Raw genomic sequence first — 14559 nt, 5'->3', positions numbered from 1 at the left:
AACCGACATGTCCATGACCGATATTTTCCTCACGTTTGTCAGCGCAGCCCTGATCAGCAACCTTGTGTTGCAGATGCCGTTGGCTGTCGACTCGGTATTGGCCAATGGGCAGCGCTCGCATGTGCATGCGCTGGGGCTCGCCACCGGTGTGTTGACGGTGCTGAGCAGTTCACTGGGTTACCTGCTGGACCATTATGTTCTGCAACCGCTGGCGCTGACGGCGTTACGGCTCTTCGTATTTGTGCCGCTGACCGCACTGCTGATCCGCCCCGTGCTTGGTTTGCTTGCCCGACTGCGACCGGCATTGCCTCTGGAAGGGTTATGGCTGTTGCTGATGGCCAACGCAGGTGTGTTGGGCGCCGTGCTACTGGACACGCAGAACGATAAAGGCTTTCGCTCTATGATCGCGCTGAGCCTGGGCGCCGGGCTCGGTTTCTGGCTGGTGTTGAGCCTGTTCAGCGACCTGCGCCAGCGTATCGCAGACAATGACATCCCCCTGCCCTTTCGCGGCCTGCCGGTGGAGCTGATAAGCGCCGGCCTTATGGTTTTGGCCTTCCTGGGTTTCAACGCAATGATCAAAGCATGAGCCTGATTCAACGTATCGACGCCCTGCTACCGCAGACCCAATGCGGCAAATGTGGGCACCCTGGCTGCAAGCCTTACGCCGAAGGCATCGCCCAGGGCGAAGCTATCAACAAGTGCCCGCCCGGTGGGCAGGAAACCATCGCGGGCCTCGCCCAATTGCTGAGCGTGCCGGTGCTGGCGTTGGATACCAGCCGTGGCGAGGCGCCGGCACAGGTTGCGTATATCCGTGAGGCCGAGTGTATCGGTTGCACCAAATGCATCCAGGCGTGCCCGGTGGACGCTATCGTCGGCGCCGCCAAGTTGATGCACACGGTAATTATCGACGAGTGCACGGGCTGCGACCTGTGCGTCGCGCCCTGCCCGGTGGACTGCATCGAGATGCGCCCGCCGATCACCGTGCTGCCTATCGTCGGCGACCTGGCGACCAACGACAAGGAGCACCGCGAACGCGCACTCAAGCGCGATCGAGCAAGGCGGCGCTTCGAGCAACGCAACGCACGGCTGCAACGGGAGCAAGCACACAAACTCACCGAACGCCTGGCTAGGGCCAAGCACTCGGCGCCAGTGGAGGCCGTCCCCCTTGATGCTGTGCAAGCGGCTCAGGATGCGGCGGTGAAGAAGGCCAAGATCAATGTCGCAATGAGCCGCGCGCAATTGCACAAATCCTTGAAGGCGTTTGGGCATCCGCCGACCTTTGAGCAGCAGTCGCAATTGATCGTGTTGCAGCAACAATTCGAGGCCTCAGAGCAGGCACTGGCCGCCCTGGCACCCAATAGCACTCCCGCGGCGCCGGCCCGCAATAGCGCCGACCTCAAGCGCGCCAAAATCCAGCTGGCGATGCGCCGCGCCGAATTGAAGAAAGCCCAGGATCAACACGCCGATGCGCGACAATTGGCCGACGCGCAAAACAAGCTTGATGAGGCCCAGCGCCAGGTAGAGGCCCACGGTGCCTGACCCGCAGCAGGCATTGAAACGCGTGCTGCTGGCCACGCTGCCAGGTGTGGCGGTGATGTGTGTGTTTTACGGTTGGGGGGTGCTGATCAACCTGGCGTTGGCGGGAGGATGTGCCCTGCTAATGGATGCGGGCGCACAACGCCTGCGCGGACAACCCGGCGGCGACTTGAGCAGCCTGGTCAGTGCAACACTGTTGGCGCTGGCATTGCCGCCATACTGCCCCTGGTGGTTATGTGTGGCGGCCGTGGCCAGCGCGTTGTTGTTGGGCAAGCATCTGTATGGCGGCAATCGCAACCCGTTCAATCCTGCCATGGTGGGGTTGGCGTTGATGCTGGTGGCTTTCCCTCAACCCATGACCCATTGGCCGGCCACTCATGGGCTGGACCTACTGGCCAGCCTGCAACAGGTGTTCGGGCTGCACGGCGACGCACCCGACGCCTGGGCGCAGGCCACCGCTCTGGACAGCCTGCGCCTCAACAAGAGCCTGACCGTCGACGAGTTGTTTACCAGCAACCCGGCGTTCGGCCATTTCGGCGGCAAGGGCGGCGAATGGGTCAGCCTGGCGTACCTGGCGGGCGGCCTCTGGTTGTTGCGTGAGCGTGTATTCAGCTGGCATGCACCGGCGGGCATGCTGGGCAGTCTTTTTGTGATCAGCTTGCTGTGCTGGAATGGGTCAGGCTCCGACTCCAACGGCTCGCCCCTCTTCCATCTGCTGACCGGCGCCACCCTGCTGGGCGCATTCTTTATTGTTACCGAACCCGTCTCCGGGCCCAAGAGCCCAGGGGCGCGGCTGCTGTTTGGTGCGGGCGTAGGGCTGCTGACGTATGTGATTCGTTCCTGGGGCAGTTACCCGGACGGCGTAGCCTTTGCCGTACTGCTGATGAACCTGGCCGTGCCTGCACTGGACCGCCTGACAGCCACTGGGGTGAAGCGATGAAAAACTGGATACCCGTGGCGCTCACTGCAATCCTTGGGATTGCCTTGACCCTGGGCCTTCAGCATCTGACCGTCGATTACGCAGCCCGCCAGGCCCAGGCGCAACAACGCCAAGCCTTGCTTGACCTGCTTCCCAGCGACAGCTATGACAACCAGCCATTGGACAAGCCATTGGCGACGGATGAACCACTGACCAACAGCCAATTGCGCGGTGGCTACCTCGCTACATTGGCCGGGCAGCCCAGCGCAGTCCTGCTTCAATTGAAAACCACCGGGTACGCTGGCCCGATCGAGCTGCTGATCGCCATCGGCAACGATGGAAGATTGGTGGGAGTCAAAGTGTTGCAGCAATCAGAAACGCCCAGCCTTGGCGGCCATATCGGTGAGCCCGGGAACCCGTGGATGGCCGCGTTCAAAGGGCGCACTCGTGAAGACCCGGCCCAGTTTGATCAAATGGCCGGTGCAACCGTAACCTCCCATGCGGTGATAGACGCGGTTCACGATGCCTTGCGCTACTTCGATGAGCATCGCGCCTCACTGTTGGAACCGGGCGCCTATGAATAAACCTTTCAGTTTGAGCAACTCGCTGATGCTCGCGCCGCTGATCGGAGTGACTGACACGCTGCCCAAGGCCTTGAGTTTCTTCGGGCTTTGCGCCCTGATCGGAGTGCTCTACGGTTTCGTGATGCAGGGTGTGCGCCAGCGGCCCAACACTCAGTCCCGACTGTCCGCCAGCATTGTGCTGGCCGCTACGCTGGTCAGTTGTACGCAGGTGCTGCTGCAGGCGTTTGCGCTGCCCGTCTACCAGCAGTTGGGTGTTTACCTCGCATTGATCAGCGTGCAGTGCGTAGTGCTCGAACACTCGGGGTTTTTCGACGCTGGCCAGGGCAAAGCTCGATTGCAACTGTTCGGCCTGTTCGGCGCATTGCTGATCATATTGGGCTTGTTGCGCACGATTCTGGGCACCACATTGGTACCCGCCGGGTTTATCCTGCTCGGCTTGCTACTCGCAGGCTTCCAGGCCTGGAACCTCTATTCGAAACCACGCTGACCGCAAGCAAGGAACCCACCGCCCCATGAACGCCGCAAAACGCCTGGAAATTTTCCGCAGGCTTCACGAAGACAATCCAGAACCCAAGACCGAGTTGGCCTACTCCTCGCCATTCGAGCTGCTGATTGCTGTGATTCTCTCGGCCCAATCCACCGACGTTGGCGTCAACAAGGCCACCGCCAAGCTATACCCGGTGGCAAACACCCCTGAGGCGATTCATGCCCTGGGTGTGGACGGGTTGTCGGAATACATCAAGACCATCGGGTTGTACAACAGCAAAGCCAAGAACGTCATCGAAACCTGCCGCATGCTGGTAGAACTGCATGGCAGCGAAGTGCCGCAGACCCGCGAGGCACTCGAAGCTCTGCCGGGCGTAGGCCGCAAAACCGCCAACGTGGTGCTCAACACTGCCTTTCGACAACTGACGATGGCCGTGGACACGCATATTTTCCGCGTCAGCAATCGGACCGGTATTGCTCGCGGCAAAAACGTGGTGGACGTGGAAAAGCAATTGATGAAGTTTGTGCCCAAGCCCTATCTACTCGATTCCCACCATTGGCTGATCCTGCACGGACGCTACGTGTGCCAGGCCCGCAAGCCGCGCTGCGGCAGCTGCCGCATTGAAGACTTGTGTGAATACAAGGACAAGACTTCCGACGATTGAGGGATCATTGGTTTTTTCGATCAATCGATTGAAAAAATCTTTTTTACCCATTCGTGGATTATCGTTATAAGGAGCGCCAACGGCAGTCTTAGCCTGGAGTTAACCTTATGAGCACTGGCAAAGAGCAACTGGAAGTAGAAGACGATCTCGTTGAGTCAGATGACGATGGGGCCGAAGCACCTGCTGAGGTGGCCAAAACCAATCTAAGCAAACGCCGCACCATCGACAATCTTCTGGAAGAACGACGCTTGCAAAAACAGCTGGCCGACTACGACTTCGACCTCTGACCCAGTGGTTAATGTCCGGAAGCCTCCCTGACGGAGGCTTTTTTGCCGGAAAACGGGCGCTATACCAAGCCGTTGCGCTGAGCCAACTCAATCAGGTCCACCAGCGAACGCGCATTGAGCTTGAGCAACAGGCGCGTCTTGTAGGTGCTGACTGTCTTGTTGCTGAGGAACATGCCATCGGCAATCTCCTTGTTGGTCTTGCCCCGAGCCAGTTGCTGCAACACCATCATCTCGCGGCCCGACAGGCGCTCGACCATATCGGCCTCACTGGCATTGCCCATGGTTGAGCGGACCGAGTTGAGCGCCTGGTTCGGAAAGTAGCTGTAGCCCGACAGGACGGCCTTGATCGCACTCAGCAACTCGGTGAGATCCTGTTGCTTGCACACATAGCCCGCGGCACCCGCCTGCATGCAGCGCATGGAGAAGTGACCGGGCGCCTGTGACGTCAGCACCAGCACCTTGAATGGCGTAGCTTGCTTGGTAGAGGACAGTCGGCAAATAACTTCCAGACCATCGAGTTTTGGAATTCCAATATCCAGTATGACAATGTCCGGCATATGCTCCCGCGCAAGTTGCAACGCATCGACACCGTTATCAGTCTCAGCAACGACTTCATAACCATGGCGTTCCATTAGCATACGCACAGCAAGACGAATGACGGGATGATCATCCACGATCAGCACTTTATTCATGAGAAAGTCCAATTTCGCTGTTCGAATTATTCAGAGCAAGCACAATAGCCTAGTCGTTTCCTAGTTGGCATAGCATTCCCCCTCGAGCAACAGCAAGCAGAGACCCAGCCCACATCGATAAAGGAATTGCCCTACAAAAAAACCCCAACTGAGGCGCATCTGGTTTTATGGAGCCTTTCAGACCTTTCCGCGCTCTTACATATTTTGAGTGAAATCTCCCTGGGGCTGGGGGAGTAGGGTAAACGTAACGCACATAACTTTCAGGAAATGCCCCTTCCAGTCTGACTCCGCGCATCAGGGCAGACGGAAAAAATTCGGTTATTTCAGTTCCATTTAACATATTTACTTACACCCAAATTTCCTACAAAAAAATCATCGCACTACACATCTGCCGCACTTGAATGAGTGAACTTTCTGTAAGACCAGTTCCCATGCAGGTGTAAAAAATTCATTCACTCCTACAACATTCTCGTACGACCAGCGCTAAACAATCCGAAGAAACCAGGCGAACTAGTAAAACGTTAAATACTATTAAACAAAGATAAACACCGCCTTAATATTCAAAATACCCGGGCAAAAAAAATGGCCTCTTGAGCAAGAGGCCATTCTTTACAACGCTAGGAATACTCAGAACAACGAGCGACCCTTGTTGGCGGCAATGCGCATGCGCAGTGCGTTCAACTTGATAAAGCCTGCTGCGTCCGCCTGGTTGTAAGCGCCGCCGTCTTCTTCAAAGGTGGCGATGTTGGCGTCGAACAGCGAATCATCGGACTTGCGACCAGTGACGATCACGTTGCCCTTGTACAGCTTCAGGCGCACAACGCCGTTCACGTGGGCCTGAGAGGCATCGATCATCTGTTGCAGCATCAGACGCTCTGGGCTCCACCAGTAGCCGGTGTAGATCAGGCTGGCGTACTTTGGCATCAGCTCGTCTTTGAGGTGAGCCACTTCGCGGTCCAGGGTGATGGATTCAATGGCGCGGTGAGCGCGCAGCATGATGGTGCCACCCGGGGTTTCGTAGCAGCCACGGGACTTCATGCCCACGTAACGGTTCTCGACGATGTCGAGACGGCCGATACCGTGTTCACCACCGATACGGTTCAAGGTCGCCAGCACGGTGGCCGGGGTCATTTCGACGCCGTCCAGCGCGACGATATCGCCGTTGCGGTAGGTCAGTTCCAGGTATTGCGCCTTGTCTGGAGCGTTCTCCGGGGAGACGGTCCACTTCCACATGTCTTCTTCGTGCTCGGTCCAGGTGTCTTCCAGCACGCCGCCTTCATAGGAGATGTGCAGCAAGTTGGCGTCCATCGAGTACGGGGACTTCTTCTTGCCGTGACGTTCGATCGGGATTGCGTGCTTTTCAGCGTAATCCATCAGCTTTTCACGGGACAGCAGGTCCCATTCACGCCAAGGAGCAATCACTTTCACGCCTGGCTTGAGGGCGTAGGCGCCCAGTTCGAAACGCACCTGGTCGTTGCCCTTGCCGGTGGCGCCATGGGAAATGGCGTCGGCGCCGGTTTCGTTGGCGATTTCGATCAGGCGCTTGGCGATCAGCGGACGTGCGATGGAGGTACCCAGCAGGTACTCGCCTTCGTAGACGGTGTTGGCGCGAAACATCGGAAAGACGAAATCGCGGACGAATTCTTCGCGCAGGTCGTCAATGTAGATCTCTTTCACGCCCATGGCTTGCGCCTTGGCACGTGCAGGTTCGACCTCTTCGCCCTGACCCAGGTCAGCGGTGAAGGTCACCACTTCACAGTTATAAGTATCCTGCAGCCACTTGAGGATCACCGAAGTGTCCAGGCCGCCGGAATACGCGAGAACGACCTTGTTTACGTCGGCCATGCCATCACTCCACGGGGTTGTACGGAAAGCCGTCGATTCTACCGACCAAAACCGTGAATTTACAGGGGCGCGACAGCAAATGAAGATAAAGCGACAGATTATGTCGAGGGGGCGACCGTCGGCCGCCCTTTAAGAGGTATGCGCCGGGTTGCTCGGTGCGGCCGCCTGAGGTGCCGGTTTCTCGGGGGCTGCCACCCGCTCCAGCTGAATATTGACCCGGCGGTTGCGGGCCCGGTTGGCGGCATTGGTGTTGGGCGCCAAGGGGTAGCTTTCGCCATGGAAACGCAGGGTGATCTGGGATTCCTGGATGCCATTGGCTTTGAAGTAGTCCATCACCGCCAGTGCGCGACGGCGTGAAACATCGCGATTACTCAGGCGGTTGCCGCTGTTGTCCGAGTGGCCGTTCAACTCGACATGGTTGACGGTAGGGTCCGCCTTCATGAACTCCAGAATCACCGCCAGCTTCTGCTTGGCCGCCGCGTCCAGTTCGATGCCACCTCCAGGGAAGCCAACTTCGGTCTGCTTGACCTGATCGTAATTCATCGGCAGCAGCTTGGCGGTGCACAGTTGGTAATCGCTATAGGCCTTGTTGAATTTCACCGGCAGCAGGCGAATTTCGGAATAGCCGCCCTCGCGTCCATAGTGCCGTACGGTCGGTGAACGGCCGTCGAGCAAGCCATTGAACAGGCGCCCGGCCTGGGCCTGGGAACTGTTGAACAGTACGTCGCCACTGCCAACGCGCACGGCCCCGAGGTTGATATCGCCCCGGCCCGGTTGCCAAGGGGCCGCTGCGGCCAACAAGGTCGCCGACCCGGCGCCCAAGGAGCCGTTATAGGCTTTGAGGCGAAAAGTCGCCTGTTCGCCGGCCCGGCGCACGAACTCACCCGAACCGAAATCGGCAATCGGCTGGGTCAGGCGGCACTCGAACTTGTCGCCTTCCACCTTCCACTCAATATTCTCCAGACGTGTCTGGAACGTGAGTGCCATTGCAGGCAGGCTGGCGAACACACTGAGCAGGGCTAGATAATGCTGGCGCACGGGAGGCTCCACTGGTTTCTACAACACTTCAAAGCGTCATACATCGATAAGGCATACCAAAGGCTATCGGATGCATCCTGCAAAACTTGATAGCGAGTGCCTGCAAGAGTCTTTTCCGGTAGCATTCCCACCAGATTGACCCGCCTGGAATCCCCAATGTCCGACCGCCTGACCCTGCTGCGTCCCGACGACTGGCATATTCATCTTCGCGATGGTGCTGCGTTGCCCCAAACCGTGGCCGATGTAGCGCGCACGTTTGGCCGCGCCATCATCATGCCTAACCTGGTACCACCGGTGCGTAACGCCGCTGAAGCCGATGCCTATCGCCAGCGTATCCTCGCTGCACGACCGGCCGGCAGCCGCTTCGAACCATTGATGGTGCTCTACCTCACCGACCGCACCCAGCCCGAAGAGATTCGCGAGGCCAAGGCCAGCGGTTATGTGCACGCCGCCAAGCTGTACCCGGCCGGTGCGACCACCAACTCCGACTCCGGCGTGACCAGCATCGACAAGATCCTGCCGGCCATCGAAGCCATGGCTGAAGTCGGCATGCCGCTGCTGATCCACGGCGAAGTCACCCGTGGCGATGTGGACGTGTTCGATCGCGAGAAGGTCTTCATCGACGAGCACATGCGCCGCGTGGTCGAGCTGTTCCCGACCCTCAAGGTCGTGTTCGAGCACATCACCACGGCCGACGCCGTGCAGTTCGTCACCGAGGCCTCGGCCAACGTCGGTGCGACCATCACCGCCCATCACCTGCTGTACAACCGCAACCACATGCTGGTGGGCGGGATCCGGCCGCACTTCTATTGCCTGCCGATCCTCAAGCGCAACACCCACCAAGTCGCGTTGCTGGACGCCGCAACCAGCGGCAACCCGAAGTTCTTCCTCGGCACCGACTCGGCGCCCCACGCCCAGCACGCCAAGGAAGCCGCGTGCGGCTGTGCCGGTTGCTACACCGCGTATGCCGCCATCGAGCTGTACGCCGAAGCGTTCGAACAGCGCAACGCCCTGGACAAACTCGAAGGTTTTGCCAGCCTCAACGGCCCGCGTTTCTACGGCCTGCCGGCGAATACCGACCGCATTACCCTGGTCCGTGAAGACTGGACCGCCCCTGCCAGCCTGCCTTTTGGCGAGCTGACCGTTATCCCGCTGCGCGCCGGTGAAACACTGCGCTGGCGCCTGCTGGAGGAAAGCAAGTGAGTGAAGACCATTACGATGACGACCAGGAACACGGCGGTGGCGGTGGCTCGCGCCATCCGATGGCCGAACGTTTCCGCGGCTACCTGCCGGTGGTCATCGACGTAGAAACCGGCGGTTTCAATTGCGCCACCGATGCGCTGCTGGAAATCGCCGCAACGACCATCGGCATGGACGAACAGGGCTTTGTGTATCCAGAACACACCCACTTCTTCCGTGTCGAGCCGTTTGAAGGCGCGAACATCGAAGCGGCCGCCCTGGAGTTCACCGGGATCAAGTTGGATCACCCACTGCGCATGGCTGTCAGCGAAGAAGCGGCACTGACCGACATCTTCCGTGGCGTGCGCAAGGCGTTGAAGGCCAACGGCTGCAAGCGTGCGATCCTGGTGGGGCATAACAGCAGCTTCGACCTGGGCTTCCTGAATGCCGCCGTGGCGCGCCTGGACATGAAGCGCAACCCGTTTCACCCGTTCTCCAGCTTCGACACCGCCACCCTCGCCGGCCTGGCATACGGTCAGACCGTACTAGCCAAAGCCTGCCAGGCCGCAGGCATCGACTTCGACGGTCGCGAAGCCCACTCGGCCCGCTACGACACCGAGAAGACTGCCGATCTGTTCTGCGGCATCGTCAACCGCTGGAAGCAGATGGGCGGCTGGGAAGACTTCGGCGACTGACAGGTCAAACCCCAAGCATAAAAAAAACCGGCCCTCACAGGCCGGTTTTTTTTACCTCGATTCTGGCTTACAGCTTGCCAGCGTTCTCGGTCAGGTAAGCCGCAACGCCTTCTGGCGAAGCGTTCATGCCTTTGTCGCCTTTCTTCCAGTTGGCTGGGCAGACTTCGCCGTGCTCTTCGTGGAATTGCAGAGCGTCGACCAGGCGGATCAGCTCTTCCATGTTACGGCCCAGCGGCAGGTCGTTGATGATCTGCGAGCGCACGACGCCCTTGTCATCGATCAGGAACGCGCCACGGAACGCCACGCCGCCTTCGGACTCAACGTCGTAGGCCTTGGCGATGTCGTGCTTCATGTCGGCAGCCATGGTGTATTTGACTTTGCCGATGCCGCCATCGTTGATGGCGGTGTTGCGCCAGGCGTTGTGGGTGAAATGGGAGTCGATGGAAACGGCAACCACTTCAACGTTACGGGCTTTGAAATCGTCCATGCGGTGATCCAGAGCGATCAGCTCCGAAGGGCAGACGAAGGTGAAGTCCAGCGGGTAGAAGAACACCAGGCCGTATTTGCCTTTGATGGCTTCGGACAGTTTGAAGCTGTCTACGATTTCGCCATTGCCGAGGACGGCAGGTACGTCGAAATCCGGGGCTTGTTTGCCGACGAGTACGCTCATTGGGTATCTCCTGATGTAGGGGTGACGATTGAAGTAAAAGGACCGGCCTTGAGTCTGCCGCGTTTAAGCGACAGGCCTGTGACGCAGTCACGCTTCGTGAAGACCGACCATCATACACTGAAAAAACCGTTCGTCAGTGCGCGGGCGATGCAGGGAAATACCCTACGAATCTACTTTGACAATCATTCTCGTTAACATTAAGATCCATCGCACTTAAGCCTTAAACCCGCGACGGTTCTCCCTTATGTATGTGTGCCTCTGTACTGGCGTCACCGACGGACAAATCCGCGAAGCAATCTATGAAGGTTGCTGCAGCTACAAGGAAGTGCGTGAAACCACCGGCGTTGCCAGCCAGTGCGGTAAATGCGCTTGCCTCGCCAAGCAAGTCGTACGGGAAACCCTGACGCAGCTGCAGACAGCCCAGGCCACGCTCCCCTATTCAGCAGAATTTACACACGCTTAAATAGGCGTGTTTTAAAGAACCGGACTTAGTGTCCGGTTTTTTTATGCCTGTAATTCAATTAGTTAGCGCCAAGACGCGGAACACAAACATTCTTATTCCGATTAATTTTCATTTATTATTCAATAACTTAGGTTTGACACTAGGGTTTTCGCCGCTCAAACTCCGCCTTATACACAGCTATTACAGGGCAGGACCCCAGTCATGAAAGGCGACATCTCAGTCATCCAGCAACTCAACAAAATCCTTGCCAATGAACTGGTCGCGATCAATCAGTATTTCCTGCATGCACGCATGTACGACGATTGGGGCCTGGAAAAGCTGGGCAAGCGCGAATACAAAGAATCGATCAAGGCCATGAAGGATGCCGACGCGCTGATCAAGCGCATCCTGTTCCTGGAAGGCCTGCCGAACGTGCAGGACCTGGGCAAGCTGAACATCGGCGAGCACACCCAGGAAATGATCGGCAGCGACCTTGGCTTTGAACGCAAGAGCCACAGTGACCTCAAGGCCGCCATCGCGCATTGCGAAGCACAAGGCGACTTCGGCAGCCGCGAACTGCTGGAAGACATCCTGGAAGACCAGGAAGAACACATCGACTGGCTGGAAACCCAACTGGGCCTGATCGACAAAGTCAGCCTTGAGAACTACCTGCAATCGCAGATGGGTGAATAAGCCTTATTCAGGACGGGACACGTATCCATTGAATCCTCCTGAAGATCGGTCAGAAGGTGTAAACCTTATTCAGGACGGGACAAAACCTTATTCAGGACGGGACAGACGTGACAAAAAAGCCCCGCTCTCTCACGAGAAGCGGGGCTTTTTATTGCACGCGAATCAAGCGTCGGTCTTGGCCGCCGCGTTTGCCGCTGCGTCTTTGATCAGCGCCTGCAACGAACCATCAGCTGCCATTTCGGTGATGATATCGCTACCGCCAACCAGCTCACCGGCGACCCACAGTTGTGGGAACGTCGGCCAGTTGGCGTACTTAGGCAGGTTGGCGCGGATTTCAGGGTTTTGCAGGATATCCACGTAAGCGAACTTCTCGCCACACTGCATCACAGCCTGGGAGGCCTTCGCGGAGAAACCGCACTGAGGAGCGTTCGGAGCGCCCTTCATGTAAAGCAGAATGGTGTTGTTGGCAATCTGCTCTTTGATCGTTTCGATGATATCCATGGAACACCTCTGCAGGAACTTTGCGACTCACGGGTCGGCACGGTGGCGCATTGTAACGCAAAATTCCAGCCGGATGCTCAGGTGGCTGCTACCTGAACCGGAACGCCATTGAGCGCAGCGTTCCCGGATAACTCATCCAACTGCCGCTCGTCGGTCAAGTCATTCGCACTCGCCCCTGGTTGCTCACTGGCGATGGTCATCTGCACGCCGGGGCGGCCATGGCCCCAGCCGTGGGGCAGACTGACAACACCGCGCATCATCTCCAGGCTGGCCAGCACTTGCACCTCGATCATGCCGATGCGCGAACTTACGCGCACCCGTTGGCCATCACTCAATTGCCGGCTGACAAGATCATCGGGGTGCATCAGCAATTGATGTCGGGGTTTGCCCTTCACCAGGCGATGATAGTTATGCATCCAGGAATTATTGCTGCGCACATGCCGACGGCCAATCAACAGCAGTTCGTCAGCCACGGGCAGCGGCTGCGCTGCGAAGCGCGCGAGGTCGGCCAGAATCACCGCAGGCGCGGCCTGCACCTTGCCGTCAGGCGTTTTCAAACGCGCAGCAAGATTGGGCTGCAACGGCCCCAAATCCACACCATGGGGATGATCGGCCAACATCGCCACCGACAGTTTATGACTCGACGCATCCCCATACGCCCCGGCACGCAGTCCGAAGTCGATCATCTTGGCTGGCGGCATCGTCGGCTTGAGCACCACGCCGGTCTGCGCCGCAAAGGCTGTGGCCAGACCGACGAAAATTTCCCAGTCATGCAGCGCGCCTTCCGGCTTGGGCAAGATCGCACGGTTGAAGCGCGTGACGTTACGCACCGCAAACATGTTGAAGGTGGTGTCGTAGTGATCGTTCTCCAGGGCCGAGGTGGACGGCAAAATCAGGTCGGCATACCGAGTGGTCTCGTTGATGTAGAGATCGATACTGACCATGAACTCCAACCCATCCAAAGCCTGCTCCAACTGGCGGCCATTGGGCGTGGACAACACCGGGTTACCCGCCACCGTGACCAGCGCACGGATTTGCCCTTCGCCCTCGGTGAGCATTTCTTCAGCCAGGGCCGACACAGGCAGCTCGCCGCCGTATTCCGGACGCCCAGAAACGCGGCTCTGCCAACGATTGAAATGCCCGCCGCCGGTCGACGCCACCAGGTCCACCGCCGGTGTGGTGCACATCGCGCCGCCCACACGGTCCAGGTTGCCAGTGACCAGGTTGATCAACTGCACGAGCCAATGGCACAGCGTGCCAAACGCCTGGGTCGACACGCCCATGCGCCCGTAGCACACCGCCTTGTCCGCTGCGGCAAAGTCCCGGGCCAATTGGCGGATCTGCTCGGCAGGCACCGCACATTGGCGGCTCATCGCCTCAGGGGTAAACCCGGCGATTGCGCGGCGTACATCGTCCAGCCCTTCAACCGGCAGATGGCTGTCGCGAGTCAGACGCTCGCTGAATAACGTGTTAAGCATCCCGAACAGCAACGCTGCATCACCGCCCGGACGCACAAACAGATGCTGGTCGGCAATCGCCGCCGTCTCGCTGCGCCGTGGGTCGACCACCACCACCTTGCCGCCCCTGGCCTGGATAGCCTTGAGGCGCTTCTCCACATCGGGCACGGTCATGATGCTGCCATTGGACGCCAGCGGGTTGCCGCCCAGGATCAGCATAAAGTCAGTTTGATCGATGTCCGGGATCGGCAACAACAGGCCATGACCGTACATCAGGTGACTGGTGAGGTGGTGGGGCAACTGGTCCACGGAGGTCGCGGAAAACCGATTGCGCGTCTTGAGCAGGCCAAGGAAGTAGTTGCTGTGGGTCATCAGCCCGTAGTTGTGCACGCTGGGGTTGCCCTGATACACCGCCACCGCATTCTGCCCGTGCCGCGCCTGGATGCCCGCCAGCCGCTCGGCCACCAGGGCAAAGGCCTCGTCCCAAGGAATCGGCTGCCATTCGCTGCCCACCCGCAGCATGGGCTGGTGGAGGCGATCCGGGTCGTTCTGGATGTCCTGCAACGCCACCGCCTTCGGGCAGATGTGGCCACGGCTGAACGTGTCCAGCGCATCGCCCTTGATCGAGGTGATTGCCAGGCTGCCGTCTTCGGCTTGGGTGGTTTCCAGGGTCAGACCACAAATGGCTTCACACAGATGGCATGCACGGTGGTGGAGAGTCTTGGTCATGGCCAGTCTCTTTTATAGGGGCGTTGGCCTGACTATGGGCCGTGTATCTGGTGCGTACCAGCATCGTCAGTCCTGTGAATCGGCCAGCATCAGGCCAGGCCATAGCCAAGCATGAGTAACGGTTACAGATCTGCGCAGCCG

General features: G+C 58.7%; 17 protein-coding genes. 11 read left to right on the top strand and 6 right to left on the bottom strand.

The window, feature by feature from the left end:
* Window positions 1–13: 13 nt before the first annotated feature.
* From PspS35_RS06440 to PspS35_RS06410, 7 genes are all read left to right on the top strand, one after another.
* Complete coding sequence (locus tag PspS35_RS06440; RefSeq protein WP_159933220.1) at window positions 14–586, top strand: Rnf-Nqr domain containing protein; 573 nt, start codon at window positions 14–16, stop codon at window positions 584–586.
* Window positions 583–1539 (top strand): electron transport complex subunit RsxB, encoded by a 957-nt coding sequence (rsxB, locus tag PspS35_RS06435; RefSeq protein ID WP_159933219.1) that lies wholly within the window; start codon window positions 583–585, stop codon window positions 1537–1539. Before PspS35_RS06440 ends, rsxB begins: the two co-directional genes overlap by 4 nt.
* A complete protein-coding gene (locus PspS35_RS06430) occupies window positions 1532–2476 on the top strand; it encodes an RnfABCDGE type electron transport complex subunit D (protein WP_159933218.1) in 945 nt (314 codons plus the stop codon). Before rsxB ends, PspS35_RS06430 begins: the two co-directional genes overlap by 8 nt.
* Complete coding sequence (locus PspS35_RS06425; protein ID WP_159933217.1) at window positions 2473–3039, top strand: RnfABCDGE type electron transport complex subunit G; 567 nt, start codon at window positions 2473–2475, stop codon at window positions 3037–3039. The genes PspS35_RS06430 and PspS35_RS06425 overlap by 4 nt, the downstream gene beginning before the upstream one ends.
* Window positions 3032–3526 carry an Rnf-Nqr domain containing protein gene (locus tag PspS35_RS06420; RefSeq protein ID WP_159933216.1) on the top strand — a complete coding sequence of 165 codons (495 nt, stop codon included), beginning with the start codon at window positions 3032–3034 and terminating at the stop codon, window positions 3524–3526. The genes PspS35_RS06425 and PspS35_RS06420 overlap by 8 nt, the downstream gene beginning before the upstream one ends.
* Window positions 3527–3551: 25 nt before the next feature.
* Window positions 3552–4190: an endonuclease III gene (nth, locus tag PspS35_RS06415; protein WP_159933215.1), complete on the top strand. Its 639-nt coding sequence runs from the start codon at window positions 3552–3554 to the stop codon at window positions 4188–4190.
* Between the two features lie 107 nt (window positions 4191–4297).
* Window positions 4298–4477: a hypothetical protein gene (locus tag PspS35_RS06410; RefSeq protein WP_159933214.1), complete on the top strand. Its 180-nt coding sequence runs from the start codon at window positions 4298–4300 to the stop codon at window positions 4475–4477.
* A gap of 59 nt (window positions 4478–4536) precedes the next feature.
* Here the strand turns inward: PspS35_RS06410 and PspS35_RS06405 are convergent, their stop codons facing one another.
* From PspS35_RS06405 to PspS35_RS06395, 3 genes are all read right to left on the bottom strand, one after another.
* Window positions 4537–5169, bottom strand: a complete 633-nt coding sequence (locus PspS35_RS06405) for a response regulator transcription factor (protein ID WP_017844627.1) — start codon at window positions 5167–5169, stop codon at window positions 4537–4539.
* Between the two features lie 627 nt (window positions 5170–5796).
* Window positions 5797–7014 (bottom strand): argininosuccinate synthase, encoded by a 1218-nt coding sequence (locus PspS35_RS06400; protein WP_049709749.1) that lies wholly within the window; start codon window positions 7012–7014, stop codon window positions 5797–5799.
* Window positions 7015–7143: 129 nt separating this feature from the next.
* Entirely contained in the window at window positions 7144–8052 is a 909-nt protein-coding gene (locus tag PspS35_RS06395; RefSeq protein WP_159933213.1) for an OmpA family protein, read from the bottom strand.
* A 156-nt stretch (window positions 8053–8208) separates the two neighbouring features.
* On the opposite strand from PspS35_RS06395, the gene pyrC reads away from it, so the two are divergent.
* Together pyrC and rnt are read left to right on the top strand one after the other, a co-directional pair.
* Window positions 8209–9255, top strand: a complete 1047-nt coding sequence (pyrC, locus tag PspS35_RS06390) for a dihydroorotase (protein WP_099583487.1) — start codon at window positions 8209–8211, stop codon at window positions 9253–9255.
* Entirely contained in the window at window positions 9252–9926 is a 675-nt protein-coding gene (gene rnt, locus PspS35_RS06385; protein ID WP_122309848.1) for a ribonuclease T, read from the top strand. The genes pyrC and rnt overlap by 4 nt, the downstream gene beginning before the upstream one ends.
* 67 nt (window positions 9927–9993) lie before the next feature.
* Here the strand turns inward: rnt and PspS35_RS06380 are convergent, their stop codons facing one another.
* Window positions 9994–10596, bottom strand: a complete 603-nt coding sequence (locus PspS35_RS06380; protein WP_003172097.1) for a peroxiredoxin — start codon at window positions 10594–10596, stop codon at window positions 9994–9996.
* A gap of 244 nt (window positions 10597–10840) precedes the next feature.
* Between PspS35_RS06380 and PspS35_RS06375 the strand changes: the two genes are divergently transcribed.
* Both PspS35_RS06375 and bfr read left to right on the top strand, forming a co-directional pair.
* Entirely contained in the window at window positions 10841–11059 is a 219-nt protein-coding gene (locus tag PspS35_RS06375; RefSeq protein WP_159933212.1) for a bacterioferritin-associated ferredoxin, read from the top strand.
* A 201-nt stretch (window positions 11060–11260) separates the two neighbouring features.
* Entirely contained in the window at window positions 11261–11731 is a 471-nt protein-coding gene (gene bfr, locus PspS35_RS06370) for a bacterioferritin (protein WP_003172093.1), read from the top strand.
* Between the two features lie 162 nt (window positions 11732–11893).
* On the opposite strand, the gene grxD is transcribed toward bfr, so the two are convergent.
* Window positions 11894–12232 carry a Grx4 family monothiol glutaredoxin gene (gene grxD, locus PspS35_RS06365; RefSeq protein ID WP_027604591.1) on the bottom strand — a complete coding sequence of 113 codons (339 nt, stop codon included), beginning with the start codon at window positions 12230–12232 and terminating at the stop codon, window positions 11894–11896.
* Window positions 12233–12309: 77 nt separating this feature from the next.
* The gene (locus PspS35_RS06360; protein ID WP_159933211.1) at window positions 12310–14418 is read right to left on the bottom strand and encodes a molybdopterin oxidoreductase family protein; all 2109 of its coding nucleotides are present in this window, start codon (window positions 14416–14418) and stop codon (window positions 12310–12312) included.
* Window positions 14419–14559: the final 141 nt, after the last annotated feature.

Source organism: Pseudomonas sp. S35 (assembly GCF_009866765.1).
In the GTDB taxonomy this organism is placed as follows: domain Bacteria; phylum Pseudomonadota; class Gammaproteobacteria; order Pseudomonadales; family Pseudomonadaceae; genus Aquipseudomonas.
The sequence above is the reverse complement of the archived record's forward strand: the minus strand, read 5'-3'. Positions and strand labels throughout refer to the sequence as shown.

Coding starts and splice junctions, on each gene's coding strand:
- PspS35_RS06440 (WP_159933220.1), top strand. CDS start 14: ATGACCGATATTTTCCTCACGTTTGTCAGCGCAGCCCTGATCAGCAAC.
- rsxB (WP_159933219.1), top strand. CDS start 583: ATGAGCCTGATTCAACGTATCGACGCCCTGCTACCGCAGACCCAATGC.
- PspS35_RS06425 (WP_159933217.1), top strand. CDS start 2,473: ATGAAAAACTGGATACCCGTGGCGCTCACTGCAATCCTTGGGATTGCC.
- PspS35_RS06420 (WP_159933216.1), top strand. CDS start 3,032: ATGAATAAACCTTTCAGTTTGAGCAACTCGCTGATGCTCGCGCCGCTG.
- nth (WP_159933215.1), top strand. CDS start 3,552: ATGAACGCCGCAAAACGCCTGGAAATTTTCCGCAGGCTTCACGAAGAC.
- PspS35_RS06410 (WP_159933214.1), top strand. CDS start 4,298: ATGAGCACTGGCAAAGAGCAACTGGAAGTAGAAGACGATCTCGTTGAG.
- PspS35_RS06405 (WP_017844627.1), bottom strand. CDS start 5,169: ATGAATAAAGTGCTGATCGTGGATGATCATCCCGTCATTCGTCTTGCT.
- PspS35_RS06400 (WP_049709749.1), bottom strand. CDS start 7,014: ATGGCCGACGTAAACAAGGTCGTTCTCGCGTATTCCGGCGGCCTGGAC.
- pyrC (WP_099583487.1), top strand. CDS start 8,209: ATGTCCGACCGCCTGACCCTGCTGCGTCCCGACGACTGGCATATTCAT.
- PspS35_RS06380 (WP_003172097.1), bottom strand. CDS start 10,596: ATGAGCGTACTCGTCGGCAAACAAGCCCCGGATTTCGACGTACCTGCC.
- PspS35_RS06375 (WP_159933212.1), top strand. CDS start 10,841: ATGTATGTGTGCCTCTGTACTGGCGTCACCGACGGACAAATCCGCGAA.
- bfr (WP_003172093.1), top strand. CDS start 11,261: ATGAAAGGCGACATCTCAGTCATCCAGCAACTCAACAAAATCCTTGCC.
- grxD (WP_027604591.1), bottom strand. CDS start 12,232: ATGGATATCATCGAAACGATCAAAGAGCAGATTGCCAACAACACCATT.
- PspS35_RS06360 (WP_159933211.1), bottom strand. CDS start 14,418: ATGACCAAGACTCTCCACCACCGTGCATGCCATCTGTGTGAAGCCATT.